General features: G+C 63.8%; 10 protein-coding genes and 2 riboswitches. All 10 genes read right to left on the bottom strand.

Going from position 1 to position 13,603, the window contains the following annotated elements:
• Nucleotides 1–57 precede the first annotated feature (57 nt).
• The 10 genes from QEH68_RS05315 to QEH68_RS05270 all read right to left on the bottom strand — a co-directional run bounded on the left by QEH68_RS05315 (nt 58) and on the right by QEH68_RS05270 (nt 13,440).
• Nucleotides 58–3,087, bottom strand: coding sequence for a glycoside hydrolase family 38 C-terminal domain-containing protein (locus QEH68_RS05315; RefSeq protein WP_280627100.1), 3,030 nt, complete (start codon nt 3,085–3,087; stop codon nt 58–60).
• Between the two features lie 124 nt (nt 3,088–3,211).
• The gene (gene fdhD / locus QEH68_RS05310) at nt 3,212–4,123 is read right to left on the bottom strand and encodes a formate dehydrogenase accessory sulfurtransferase FdhD (RefSeq protein WP_280627099.1); all 912 of its coding nucleotides are present in this window, start codon (nt 4,121–4,123) and stop codon (nt 3,212–3,214) included.
• A gap of 1 nt (nt 4,124) precedes the next feature.
• Complete coding sequence (locus QEH68_RS05305; protein ID WP_280627097.1) at nt 4,125–6,431, bottom strand: FdhF/YdeP family oxidoreductase; 2,307 nt, start codon at nt 6,429–6,431, stop codon at nt 4,125–4,127.
• A 65-nt stretch (nt 6,432–6,496) separates the two neighbouring features.
• On the bottom strand, nt 6,497–7,855 hold the full coding sequence (locus QEH68_RS05300) for a molybdopterin molybdotransferase MoeA (protein ID WP_207596583.1): 1,359 nt from the start codon (nt 7,853–7,855) through the stop codon (nt 6,497–6,499).
• The gene (locus QEH68_RS05295) at nt 7,852–8,757 is read right to left on the bottom strand and encodes an NTP transferase domain-containing protein (RefSeq protein WP_280627095.1); all 906 of its coding nucleotides are present in this window, start codon (nt 8,755–8,757) and stop codon (nt 7,852–7,854) included. Before QEH68_RS05295 ends, QEH68_RS05300 begins: the two co-directional genes overlap by 4 nt.
• Before the next feature lie 42 nt (nt 8,758–8,799).
• A complete protein-coding gene (locus QEH68_RS05290; protein WP_024819811.1) occupies nt 8,800–9,300 on the bottom strand; it encodes an HNH endonuclease in 501 nt (166 codons plus the stop codon).
• 253 nt (nt 9,301–9,553) lie between these two features.
• A complete protein-coding gene (locus tag QEH68_RS05285) occupies nt 9,554–10,327 on the bottom strand; it encodes an NlpC/P60 family protein (protein ID WP_280627091.1) in 774 nt (257 codons plus the stop codon).
• A 99-nt stretch (nt 10,328–10,426) separates the two neighbouring features.
• Nucleotides 10,427–11,173, bottom strand: coding sequence for a C40 family peptidase (locus tag QEH68_RS05280; protein ID WP_242703539.1), 747 nt, complete (start codon nt 11,171–11,173; stop codon nt 10,427–10,429).
• A 4-nt stretch (nt 11,174–11,177) separates the two neighbouring features.
• Nucleotides 11,178–11,359: riboswitch (cyclic di-AMP (ydaO/yuaA leader) on the bottom strand.
• A 125-nt stretch (nt 11,360–11,484) separates the two neighbouring features.
• A complete protein-coding gene (locus QEH68_RS05275; protein WP_207596579.1) occupies nt 11,485–12,315 on the bottom strand; it encodes a M23 family metallopeptidase in 831 nt (276 codons plus the stop codon).
• 4 nt (nt 12,316–12,319) lie between these two features.
• Nucleotides 12,320–12,560: riboswitch (cyclic di-AMP (ydaO/yuaA leader) on the bottom strand.
• 184 nt (nt 12,561–12,744) lie between these two features.
• Entirely contained in the window at nt 12,745–13,440 is a 696-nt protein-coding gene (locus tag QEH68_RS05270; protein WP_207596578.1) for a metal-dependent transcriptional regulator, read from the bottom strand.
• Nucleotides 13,441–13,603 lie beyond the last annotated feature (163 nt).

Raw genomic sequence — 13,603 nt, 5'->3', positions numbered from 1 at the left:
CCGGCGGCCTTGCACGATTTCCCGTGCAAGGCCGCCGGCGTTCTACTGTATTCCGGGTCAGCGTGTGAAGCGCAGGGTCACCAGTTGGAACGGCCGAAGCACCAGCTCCACCTCCGAGCGTTCCCCCACCGTCACTCCAGGCGCCTCTGCAACGCGTTCCAGCAGGTCGGTGGCAGTGGCACCAACTACCTCAAATCCGGGCCGTACCGTGGCAGCTGAGCGCTCCCCCAGCGATTCGTAGAGCCGGACGATCACGTCGCCGGATCCGTCCTCGGCCAGCTTCACGGCTTCCACCACAATGGCCGGGTTCGAGACCGAAACCAGCGGCTCCACGGGGTGCCCACCGGTCACGAACCGTGGCTTCAGGTTGGTGCGGTAGCCCTCTTCCACGGCATCGGCGATTTCAGCGCCGGGCCGGATGGAAACCTCCAAGGTGTGTTCTCCCCTGTCGGCTTCAGGGTCCGGGAACCGGGCCGAGCGCAGCAGCGAGGTGCGGACCGTCGTCGTCGTTCCGCCATCGGTGCGGACCGCCCTGGTGACATCGTGTCCGTAGCTGGAGGAGTTGCTGACGGCAACTCCATAGCCTGGTTCTGCGACGTGGATCCAGCGGTGCGCGCAAATTTCGAACTTGGCGGCTTCCCAGGACGTGTTGGTGTGGGTCGGCCGGAAGACGTGGCCGAACTGTGTCTCGGACGCCGAACGATCCGCCCTGACGTCCAGCGGGAAGGCGATCTTCAGCATCTTTTCGCGTTCCTGCCAGTCCACCGTGGTAGAGATCCCCAGGGACTTGGCACCGGCGTCGAGCGTGATGCGCTGGGTGATGGTGGAGGCGCCCACCTTCCGTTGGACCACCACGACGGCGCCACGCGGCGTGCGCTCGAGGTCGATGGTGTCCGCTTGGGTCAGCTGGGTGACGTTCCGGCGATAGAACTCTTCGATGTCCCACGCGTCCCATTCATTGGGGGTATCCCGGAACAGCTCCAGCAGGTTGCCGGACTGCCCGGGGGCTATGGCGTCGCGGCCGCCGGCATGGTCCACCAAGGAGGTGAGCAGGCCGTTGCCGTCCAGAACCGCACGGATGATGCCGTTGTCCAGCACGAAGCCGCCGCCGTATTCCTCCACCTGGACATCGTCGCCGGGTCCATCGGCTTCGGCTATTGCCAGAGCCGGCACGCCGCTGCGCGGATGCGGGGCTGCGTTGAGCAGGTAGCCCGTGCTGCCGGTCCCCACCAGAGCCTGGGCGGCATGGCTGATGATGGCCTCAAGGTCACGGGAGATGGCCTCATAGTTGCGCTCGGCGTCCTGGTGGACCCAGGCGATGGAGCTGCCCGGCAGGATGTCGTGGAACTGCTGCAGGAGCACCAGTTGCCAGAGCCGCTTCAGCTCGGCCTGGGGATATGTGTAGTCCGCACCGAGACGGACGGCGGCGGTGGAGCACCACAGCTCGGCCTCGCGCAGCAGGTGTTCGCTGCGGCGGTTGCCTCGCTTGGTCTTGGCCTGGCTGGTGTAGGTTCCGCGGTGCATTTCCAGGTACATCTCGCCCACCCAGACCGGAAGGTTGGTGTACTCCGCCTCGGCCTTGGTGAAGAAGTCCTTGGCAGTGCCCATCCGGACCTTCGGCGAACCTTCAAGGTCTGCAGTGCGGTGCGCGGCGGCCACCATTTCACGCGTGGGTCCGCCACCGCCGTCGCCATAACCGAACGGCACCAGTGACATGGTTCCGCGGCCGTGTTCGCGGTAGTTGCGTTCCGCGTGGGCCAGTTCGCGGCCGTGCAGTTCAGCGTTGTACGTATCCACCGGCGGGAAATGCGTGAACAGCCGGGTTCCGTCAATGCCCTCCCAGGTGAAGGTATGGTGCGGCATCCGGTTGACCTTGTTCCAGGAAATCTTCTGTGTCAGGAACCAACGGGAACCGGCCTCCTTCACGATCTGCGGGATGGCACCGGAGTAGCCGAAGGAGTCCGGCAGCCAGGCCTCCTGGCATTCGACGTCGAATTCCTTCAGGAAGAAGCTCTTGCCCTCCACGAACTGGCGGGCCATGGCCTCGCCTCCGGGCATGTTGGTATCCGATTCCACCCACATGCCGCCCACGGGGATGAACTGACCGGCCTTGACCTTCTCCCGGATCCGGACAAAGAGCTCAGGGAAGTACTCCTTGATCCACGCCATCTGCTGGGCCGAGGAGCAGGAGAACACAAAGTCAGGATCCTCGTCCATGAGTGCCACCACGTTGGAGAACGTCCGGGCACATTTACGGATGGTCTCGCGGACAGGCCACAACCATGCGGAGTCGATGTGGGCATGGCCCGTAGCCAGGAGCTGGTGGGCGGAAGCATAAGCGGGCCGGCCCAGCACTTCCTTCAACGCTTCGCGACCGGCCGCAGCAGTTCCAGCGACGTCGTCCGGGTCCATGATGTCCAGCATCCGTTCCAGCGCCCGCAGGATTTCATGGCGGCGGGGAAGTTCCATGGGAAGTTCATGCATGAGTCCGCTCAGTGTCCAGATGTCCTGGTTGAGTTCCCACACCGTCTCGTTCAGCTCTGCCATGGCGATGCGGCCCAGGCGGTAGCGGGGCTCGTCGCCGGACGTCGCTTTGTCTCCCAGCGGAGTGGGAGCAAAGGACCACCCCTGGGCAACGTCCGGGTTCGCCGCAGCTTCAACATAAAAATCCACGGAGTGTCCGCCGCCAAGCAGTTTGACGGGGACGTGATAGTTCCGGGGCGAGATCGCCTTGATGATGCTGCCGTCGGCGCGCCAGGCGGTGCCTTCGCACTGGAACCCGGGGACGTCGCTGTTGAAGCCGAGGTCCACGATGATTTCCACCGACGTGGATTCAGCCATACCCCAGTCCTGCGGGACTTCACCCTGCAGGTGGAGCCACTTGGTGCTCCAGGCCTTTCCCCACGGGGCGCCGTGCTCCTGCGGGGTGAAGAGCTGGCGCACAGCCTCTGCCGCCGGCACGGGCTCGCCGGGAACATCCCAGCTGCTGAGCTGCAGCGGTAAGGCTCTCCCGTAAATGGCCGGAAGAATGCGTTCCCGAACGAATCGATCGAGGCGCTGTTCAGTGATCCGGCGGTCGTCGTGCAATTAATTCCCCTTTGGGCTTTAGCTGGATTTCACGCTTGGTACACGCACCAGGCGTGCAGGTTCAGACGGCGATTCTGGGCTCGCCGCGCTTCCAATCGATGGATAAAATCTACTTTGTTCCAGCCTAATAGCCAAGTGATTGACGGCTATCCCCTACGGGCAGCGCATCTGCCGGGGGCGGTTCTGCGAGGATCCTGTCCCGGCCGGCATAGACATTGAGACTATGCCCCCGGCTGAACCCTGCCAGCGTAATCCCCGTTTCTTCAGCGAGTTCAGCTGCGAGGCTTGACGGTGCGCTGACCGCAGAGAGTACTGGAATACCCGCCATGGCAGCCTTCTGGACCAATTCAAAGGACGCCCTGCCGGAGACCTGGAGGACTGTCCCTCTCAGCGGCAGCATGCCCGCCCGCAAAGCCCAGCCCACTACCTTGTCCACCGCGTTGTGCCTGCCAACATCTTCGCGCAGGCAGAGCAGCTCGGTGGTTCCGTCGTCGTGAATCCTGAAGAGTCCGGCAGCGTGCACACCGCCCGTTTTGTCAAAGACCGCTTGCGCCTCCCGGAGACGGTCCGGCAGGGCGGCCAAGGCGCGGACCGGCACCGTGACGTTGTCCTCGCGCGGACTGTGATGGGAGGACTTGCGGACAGCTTCGATGGAGTCCGTCCCGCAGATTCCACAGGAACTGGAGGTGTAGACGTTCCGGCCGGTATCGGGCCGCACCACGTCAGGCCGGAGTTGAGCGTCCACCACGTTGAAGGTCTGCACACCGTCTTCGTTCTCCCCAGCGCAGAATCGCTCAGAGATCAGTTGGGCGGGCTCCCAGATGATCCCTTCCGAGACGAGGAATCCGGCCACGAGGTCGAAGTCGTCCCCGGGGGTCCGCATGGTCACGGAGAAGGACATCTCCCCCAAGCGGATCTCCAGGGGCTCCTCCACGGCCAGTACATCTTCCTTGTATCGGACAGGATGCTCCAGCGCCTGCGGTGAGCCGTCCAGGACAAACTTATGCACCTTGCGGCGTTGGGTCACGCGTCCCATATCAGGCTCCGTTCTCCACATGCTTGACGAAGTGAACTGTCATGGCCTTATAGCCGGGGGTGTTGGATTCCCTGGCCACCAGTTCGCGGTGGACCAGGGCGTTGGCCTCCGGGAAGTACGCAGCGGCGCAGCCCTTGGCCGTGGGGTATCCGATGAGCCGGAACTTGTCGGCCCGCCGTTCCGTTCCCGCGAAGGTGGAGATGACATCCACCAGGTCCCGGTCCTCGAAGCCCAGCTCCTTCAGGTCATCCGGGTGGACCAGGATGACCCGCCGCCCCTCCGAAACGCCGCGATACCGGTCATCCAAACCGTAGAACGTGGTGTTGTACTGGTCGTGGCTGCGGACGGTCTGGAGGATCAAGTGGCCCGGCGGCGCTTCGAGGTACTCAAGTGGCCGCACGGAGAAACGTCCCTTGCCGATGTCCGTGGCGAAGGTCCGCGTGTCCCGGGGCGGGTTGGGCAGCACGAAGCCGTTCTTGGTCCGAACCCGGGCGTTGAAGTCCTCAAAACCGGGAATGACCCTGGAGATGTGGTCCCGGATCACGTCGTAGTCCTCGGCCATGGACCGCCAGTCCACGCTGTGGTCATCACCCAGGGTGGCTTGCGCCATCCGGGCTACGATCACAGGCTCACTCAGGAGGTGCTCAGAGACCGGCTCCAGCCTCCCCTGCGTCTTGTGGATGACGGACATGGAGTCTTCCACGGACAGGAACTGCTTGCCTTTAGGGTGTTTGTCGTCAGTGTCCGTCCGGCCCAGGGTGGGCAGGATCAGGGAGGTCTTGCCGTGGACCACGTGGGCACGGTTGGGTTTGGTGGAGATGTGGACCGTCAGCCCTGCCCTCTTCAACCCTTCTTCCAAGGCTGCCGTATCCGAGCCGGCCGCAGCGAAATTCCCACCCATGGAGACGAAAACATCCACTTCGCCCTTCTCCAGGGCGTGTTGGGTCTCCACGGAGTCATAGCCGTGGTCTCGCGGCATGTGGAAGCCGAATTCCTTGTCCAACGCAGCCAGGAACGGCTCCTTGGGTTTCTCCCAGATCCCCATCGTGCGGTCGCCCTGCACATTTGAGTGCCCGCGGACGGGGCAGGCTCCGGCACCGCGCTTGCCGAAGTTCCCTTGGAGCAGCAGCAGATTAATGATCTCGCGCAAGGTATCCACCGAGTGTGGCTGCTGGGTCAGTCCAAGGGCCCAACAGATGATGGTGGCCTTGGACGCGGCCATCATTTCCGCGGCCTTGGTGATCTCTGCACGCGTCAGGCCAGTGGCGCGCCCGGTCTCTTCCCAGTCCAGGACTGAACGTGCTTCCTTGTACGCGGCGAAACCTTCGGTCTGCCCCTCAATAAAGGAATGGTCGACGACGGTGCCCGGGTTGCGCTGCTCTTCTTCCAGGAGCAGGTGGCCCAGCGCCTGGAACAGCGCGAGGTCGCCACCGACCTTGATCTGCAGGAATTCGTCCGCGATGGTGGTGCCGCCGCCAATGACGCCGTTGAGGGACTGCGGGTCCTTGAAGTTCAGCAGGCCTGCCTCGGGAAGCGGGTTGACGGCGATGATCTTCCCGCCGTTGTTCTTGCAATCCCGCAGTGCGGACAGCATCCGGGGATGGTTGGTTCCCGGGTTCTGGCCCACCACCAGGACCAGTTCGGCGTGGTGGATATCCTCCAGCGAGACCGTGCCCTTGCCGATTCCAATGGTGGGGTTCAGTGCGCTGCCGGAGGATTCGTGGCACATGTTGGAGCAGTCGGGCAGGTTGTTGGTGCCCAGGCTCCGGGCGAACAACTGATACATGAAAGCGGTCTCGTTGGCCGTACGGCCGGAGGTGTAGAAAACGCATTTGTCCGGCGTGGTGGCGTTGATGTGCTCGCCGATCAGCGCGAAGGCCTCGGTCCAGCTGATGGGCGAATAGTGTGTATCCCCGGGCTTGATGACCACGGGCTCGGACAACCTTCCCTGGCTCCCCAGCCAGTATTCGGTCTTGTCTTCGAGGTCAGCCAGGGAGTGTTTCGCCCAAAATTCCGCGCCCACAGTGCGGGTGGTGCTTTCCTCGGCAATCGCCTTCGCGCCGTTCTCGCAGAACTCGGCGGGGCTGCGCCTGCCGGTAATGGATTCGGGCCAGGCGCATCCCGGGCAATCGAAGCCGTCGTGCTGGTTGACCCTGAGCATGGAACGGACCGTGCGGGCCACTCCGGCCTGGGCGTAACCGCGTTCAAGAGCCACCGTGACAGCCTTGAGGCCGGCAGCGGCTTGTTTGGGTGGGTGGATTTGCAGGTCATCTTCATTGATGTCCTGTTCGGGAGCATGCCTGTTCATAAGTCCATCATTGCACTTTGTTAGCACCCTCACCTGGTTCGCTGCAGTGCTCCGGAGTCCAGCACTCAGGCGTCCAGCGCGCTCCAGTCCACCGGGCCGGAGGGAGTCTTCTTTGCCTGCCGCGCCGGGGCCTTGCGAGGCTTGTCTTCCGCGGACTTGGGCGCGGGCAACGGTTTGCCCCACGGCAAGGCAAACGCCGGGACCAGCTCGCCCAGTTGGACTCCGTGGGGCGGTACCACCATGACCCCGTCCGCGCCGGCCAGGCCCCGCATCATCCCGGGACCCGTGTGCTGCGCCGGCGATGCCAGGCCATACACCAGCTTGAACGGCATCAGGCGGGTCCGGCCGGGATCCGCGTCGATCATGGCGCCGCAAGGAACTTCACCTACCCCGTCCAGCTGCCGATGACCCAAAGCCGCCAGCAACGGCGCACCCACCGTTAACAGCGCCATCATCGCGGCAAGTGGATTTCCCGGCAGGCCCAGCACAAAACGGCCATCGGGCAGTTCAGCCAGCACGGCAGGATGACCGGGGCGCATGGCAATGCCGTCGATCAACAGCCGGCCGCCGAGTTCAGCCACGGCCCGCCTGAAGTGGTCAGTCCCGGACCGACCGGTCCCGCCGGTAGTGATGACGACGTCCGCCGGGGGCTCAGTTTCCTGGTAAGGGTCATCCGCTGTCAGCTCGTCCAGCGCCGGTTCGGTGTCCTGGAGTGCGGAAATCCATTCTTCATAGTTGTCGCCCACCCTGAGCTGCTCTCCTGCGATGCCACCAAGGAGCTCCACCACAGCGCCCAATTGCGGGCCGAAAGTATCACGCACTTGTCCGGGCAGCGGAACCCCTTGTGCCACAACCTCGGAGCCCGTCAGCAGAAACCTGACCAGCGGCTTGCCGAGGACCTCCAGCTGGTCCAGACCGGCCAGCGCAGCCAAAGCGATGTGGGCCGGGTTGAGCACGGTTCCGGCAGTAAGCAAGACCTCCCCCGCCGCCGCCTCTTCTGCGGCTTTACGGATGTGCTGGCCGTTGCGGGGTTCGCCGGGTTTGGCGGTTCCGCCCAGTGCAAGGACCGGAAGGCCGTCGTCGTCGGTGGTTATGACGCCGCTCTCGCTGCGAAGAACTGCCTTGGCACCCGGCGGAATCAGCCCGCCCGTCACAATGGGACTTGCTTGGTGGGGAGCAAGCCTCTGGCCCGGTTCACTCAGGATCCACGGACCGCTTCCGTTGACGGCCCACCCATCCATGGCTGAGGAAGCGTAGTGCGGCATATCCTGCACCGCCCGGGCATCGGCAGCGAGGGTGCGGCCGAGGGCTGACCTGAGCGGGACAGGAGCCGGAGGGATGGGAGCGGCACAATCGAACGCCCGCTGCCGGGCCTCCTGCCAGGTGTGTGCCGCGTGATGGCCCTCGGCGGGGGCCTCCGTCATTCGGCGTCAGCCTCGGACTCCGAGTACTCCTTGGCAACTTTGCGGGCCAGTTCCAAGGCGGCATTCATGGACGCATCATCGCTTGCCTGGCCAATGCCGCGGGCCATGCCCGCCGCGTAGCCGGCAATGAAGGTGGTCAAGGGCGCTGCGGGGCGCACCACTGAGTGCGCCGCCACTCCGGCAACAGCGAGCACTTCATTTACGTCCACTTCAACGCCTTCAAGCTCGAATGCCTGCAGCAGTGTGCGGCACCATTCCTCGAGCGTCTCTTCCTGGCTCTTCACGTCCGCCTCCAACTTGTAGTCAATGCCCAGGGCCGCAGCGTCCTCCCATGTATCCACGTCATCCGTGGAGCCTGGGGGGACGGCTACTTCCAGCAGGTTCAGCCTAGCAAGCAGGCGGAACACTGAAGCGTTCGTTAACCCGGAACCTTCGGAAGCTTGAGCCACTTCCCGTTCGAGGGCACTGGTGCCGTAGGCACCAAGGAGGGGCTGCTTCCGGCCATCGGCCGAGACAGCCATGGCACCGTCCACCCCCGCGTGGGCCTCCAGGGCTTTCCAGAGGAACGAAACGCCACGGGACACGTGCGGCATATCGCATGCCAGGACGAGCGTCCAGGGAGCGTTGTTTCCGTTGTCCTTCATCGCCGCCAACCCGGCAGCAATAGCAGCGGCCGGACCCGCAAATGCCGGTTCCTCCCGGGCCCGCAGCACCTCGACCGGTAACGGCTCACCGCCCGTTTCTGAAGCGTCAGGACCTACCACCACCACAGCTGACGCACCCCGGGCCGCCTGCAGGGCGTGCGAAAGGAGCGTCCCGCCGTCGTACATCAACGACGGCTTGGGCACGCCACCGAGGCGGGTGGCCCTGCCACCCGCCAGAATCACGGCATTGAACTCCATTCGCCCAGATTACCGGGGCGGCCGGAGTTCAGCAGAAATCGATCAGGCGGCGGATTCCGGCAACAGGAACGGGTCCCAGTCCGGCGCAGGTTTCTCGAGTTCTTTGATCTGCCACATGGTTCCCTGGGGCACTCCAGGCGTGAAACGGAGTTTCCAACCCATTTCAGCCAGCGTGTGGTCGCTCTTGGCGTTGTTGCATTTCAGACACGCCGCGACCAGGTTTTCCCAGGAATCCGCGCCGCCCCTGGATTTGGGGTGGACGTGGTCTATGGTGTGGGCTGTTTTCCCGCAGTAGGCGCAGCGATGGCCGTCGCGGCGAAGGACCCCGCGTCGGCTCACGGCGGTAATCCTGTTGTACCGGGGACGGATGTAGCGGTTAAGGAGGATCACGGAGGGGCGTCCGAGAATCTCCTGTGGCCCGACGACAGGCTCGTCGCCTTCGGCCACTACGCTAGCTTTCCCAGTCAACACAAGGACCAGCGCCCGGCGGAATGTTATTACCGCCAGCGGTTCATATCCAGCATTCAGAACGAGTGTGCGCATGCACGTACCTCTTCACGGCCGCACCCGTCAGGGGCACGAGGGCCGGCTGCCCTCTGCTTGTACGGGCTGTGGATCGACAAGATAAGGGTAAGCACTCATATGCCGTATCAACGAATTTTTCCGTCGTTTCCCGTGCAGTGTCGCCAAGAGTTCATGCGAGGTTAAGAGGCGTGGAGCCGAATCCGTCCCTTAAAAGCAGAACACCCCGCCGGCCTGAGCCTGCGGGGTGTTGCTGTCAAAACCAAAGGCTGGATCAGCCGTTCACGCGGATGAAAACCGGGCCGGAGCCTACGTTGACGCTGAACAGTGCCGTGGTGGATCCGTTCCATCCACCGTGGACTGCCTGGCCGTTGCCGACGTATACAGCGATGTGGGCCTGTCCGGCCAGACCGCCGTTGGCGTAGTAGGCGAGGTCGCCCGGCTTCGCTTCCGCTGCGCTGACCGTGCGGCCGAGGGAGAGGTAGCCGGCCGGCCAGTCGTGGAAGTTGATGCCAACAGCTGCCAGGGAGTTGGTTACCAGCATGGTGCAGTCCTGGGTGACGCCGAGCTGCGCATAGGCGGCAGCGGCAATTGCAGCACCCAAGCCACTTGCAGCGGCCGGAGCCTTTGCCTCAGGAGCCGCGGTGTTGACGGCCAGTGTGGCGTTGCCAGCAGTTGCCGTGCTTTCTGCTGCCTTCTTGGTTTCTGCCTTCGCAGGAGCCTTCTTCTCTACGGGGGCCGGAGCCTGCACCGTGGTGACCACGGGGCGCTCGTAGGAGATGGCAACGGTGGAGTCCGCAGCGATGGTGGCCTGGACTACCGACTGGACGTCAAGGGTGGACGTCGCGGTGGACTCACGGTCCACGGTGGTGTCGGCCGCGTTGGCAGCAACACTGCCGGTCAGGACCAGGCCTGAAGCTGCGGCAATAACAGCCGCCTGGCGGCCGACGCCGCCGGCGTTTTCACTGACGGCCTTGGCGATCACGGCAAGCGAGCTGGTCTTGGGGGCCTCAGCGCGATGCCGTGCAACCTTGGATGCACTGGTCATGGTTTTCTCTTTTCGTATCCGCGTGCAGTTGGGGTACACGCGGCTCATTGGCGCGCCAGCACTTGGGGGCATGCTGGCGAACCCCGAACCGGATTGTTTCTAGCGGAGGGTAAAGAAGGAGGACGTGCCCGTGGAGGCAGCCGAGTGCAGGAGCGTGCCCTGTCCCGGGTTCAATGCGCTGATCATCATGCCGTTGCCAACGTAGATGCCTACGTGTGCTCCACCGTTCTGCATGACCAGGTCACCGGGGACAGGAGTGCTGGTGGGCTTCATGGCCGTCCAGGCGTTGACGCGCGGGATGCTGATGCCGGCCTGGGCGTAGACCCACTGGGTGAAGCCGGAGCAGTCCCATCCGTTGGGCGTGGTGCCGCCCCAAACGTAAGGGTGGCCGATTCCGGTGTAGGCGATCGCGGCGAGGCCGGAAGCGGCGGCGCTGGAAGCAGCATCCTTGGCTTCGGACGACTTCGCAGTCACGGCGCCTGCGGTGGCCTGGTTGCCGTTGGCCGCGGTGCGCTGGGTGGTCTGCGAAGCGCGCTGCACAACCTTGGGAGCTTCCTTGGTGGCCACTACGGGGCTCTCGAAGGAAACGGTGGCGGTGGGCTCTGCGGTGACTACCGCAGTGGTGACCATCTGCTGGGTGCTGGAGGCTTCCGACTTGGAAACGTCGGTGTCCGCTGCCTGGGCCGGCAGACCGACACTGAGGACGAGGCCTGAGGCTGCTGCCAGTACGACGGCCTGACGGCCAACGGTACCGGCGTTGGATGAAACAGCCTTGGAAAGCGTGTTCAAGGGGTTCGTACGAACCGATTCGGCGCGGTGGCGCGCAGGGGTAGTGCGTGATGACACGAAGGTAGCCTCTCCCAATGCCTGCGAGGTGAGCTGTCGGATTCGGATGGGAGTCATCCGGCCACGCTGCTTCAAGGAAGCTTTGCGACTTAACCCCAAGGCCTTCTTGCGAAGACCAGAAGTGGTTCCCCCGCCCCTGCCAGACGATTTATGCGAACGGACCTCGAGTGGTGGCAGAGCTAGGCAATCCACTCAAGTGCACCGGCCCCCTAAAAAGCCGATGCGCTTTGTACGGTACAACAGTTGAACGCGAATGTCACATTCAGGTCACGGGGTGTGTCACGAATGCGAGAGACAACCATCAACTGGACTTAGAGCCAGCCCATGGGGTCAACAACTTCACCGTTGACCTGTACTTCAAAGTGGAGGTGGCAGCCGGTGGAGGCGCCCGTGGTGCCGCTCAGCGCTACAGTGTCGCCGCGGCTGACCGTCTGGCCTACTTTGACGGTGAAGGACGACAAGTGGTTGTACGTGGTCTCAAGGCCGTTGCCGTGGTCTACCACCACGCGGTTCCCTCCGCCGTACTCGTGCCATCCGGCAAAGGTGACCTTGCCACTGGCCGCGGCATGGACGGCGGTGCCGCACTGGGCCACGAAGTCCTGGCCGCGGTGGAAGTCACCGGCACCACCTGTGAGGGGGCTGATGCGGTAGCCGAACGGGGAAGCCGTGGTCAGGGTGTCCAGGGGGCTGGCCATGGTGCCCGTGGACGAGGCACGCTGGATGCTGTCGGCGGACTGCGCACTGAGCAGCTGCTTCAGCTTGCCGTCGGGGTCGGCGGCGGTAGCTACCGCAGCACGGCTGAAGTCGATCTTGGCTGATGCAGCGGCGGAAACCTCGGGCTGGCTGCCCCCGGTGACGGCCAGGGCCGACTCGGTCTGACCGGATTCCGAGGTTGCCATGACCGGGCTGGTGGCCGGCAGACCGACAGTCAGGGCAAGTCCGGTGGCGGCAAGCGCAACTCCGGCCTTTTGCCCTACACCACTGGCTGCGGCGAAATCGGCAACCTGGCGCAACGGGCTCTTGCGGCGACGCACCTGGCGTTCGGTGTCGCGTGGCCGGATCTCCGATACGACGCGGGCTGGCCGCAGCTCAGCAGCGGGGCCGGACGCGCGGCGGCGGCCCCTGACGTTCTGCGTTGTCAAACTCTGTTCCTCTCTAAAAAGCCTGCGAAGTTAGCTGTCGGATTCGGGTCAGAGAGTTCAAAGACCCGGTCCGCACGAAGCGCTCACGGCACACAGGTATCCCAAGAGGGACTTGCGTAATGGGCACTTCTGCTGCGGACTTCACCCCAAGGCTGCTTCTTTAGACAGCCGCTTGTGGTTCCCCCGCCTCTGCCAGTGGTGGATGGCACACCTGTTCCGCTGGCAGAGCTCGGCTCCGGAACAGGTAACGCTTTGGTATCAGCGCTAGTAGATAACTATAGGCGATTAAGGCTCGCAGTAATAAATTCGTTATCAACAGGAACAGGCGTGGCGCGGCTGCCCCTTATCACTAATCCTGAAAAACTGCAGGTCACACGCGCGCTTGGAGCTCAAAAGTGAGATATGACACCGGGTGAAGGGAAGGGTGCCTCAGCCGACGGAGACGAAGACGTGCGCCGCCACCTCGGGCGGAAGTTCCAGTGCACCCTCAATGCCGGGGACCCGGACTGAAATGTACTCGCCTACACGCTCCAGCGAGACGGCCGCGCCGGGGCGGATACCACCCTCATCCAGCTGGGTAAGGAGTTCAGGCTCAACCTGGATGGGCTCCGCAAGGCGGGTAACTGCCACCCGGGAATCCGGTGCATAGCCGTCCATGGCCTGCAGGAGGTTGACGTCGAGGCGGGGAAACGGCTGGCTGGCAAGGCCACCGAGGGCTTCAAGGCCCGGGATGGGGTTGCCATATGGGGATTCGGTGGGGTGCTCCAGGAGTTCGTACAGCCGGCGCTCCACGCGCTCGCTCATCACGTGTTCCCAGCGGCAGGCTTCGTCATGGACATAGGCCCAGTCCAAGCCAATGACATCAGCCAGGAGACGCTCGGCGAGGCGGTGCTTTCGCATCACCTCGGTGGCGCGTTTCCGCCCCGCTTCGGTCAGTTCCAGGTGACGGTCATTGGAAACAATCACCAAGCCATCGCGCTCCATGCGTCCGATGGTCTGGGAAACAGTGGGTCCGGAGTGCCGCAGCCGCTCGGCGATGCGGGCCCTGAGAGCCACAATGTTCTCTTCTTCAAGCTCCAAAATGGTCCGAAGATACATCTCAGTGGTATCGATCAGATCCGTCATCCAGCTCAGCTCTCCTCGAACGCAGTTCCTTGCGTAATCTCCACCGTACCGCGTCCCTTGCCGGGTGGGCGGTGTACACCGCCGCCCCATGAACGCCAACCACCAGCCTAGCTTATTTGGAATTACTCTGGATAATTCCGGTCGCATATGGTGGGCCTGCGTT

This window comes from Paenarthrobacter sp. OM7 (genome assembly GCF_029873575.1).
GTDB lineage: Bacteria > Actinomycetota > Actinomycetes > Actinomycetales > Micrococcaceae > Arthrobacter.
This window is presented reverse-complemented; position numbering and strand designations above follow the sequence as displayed.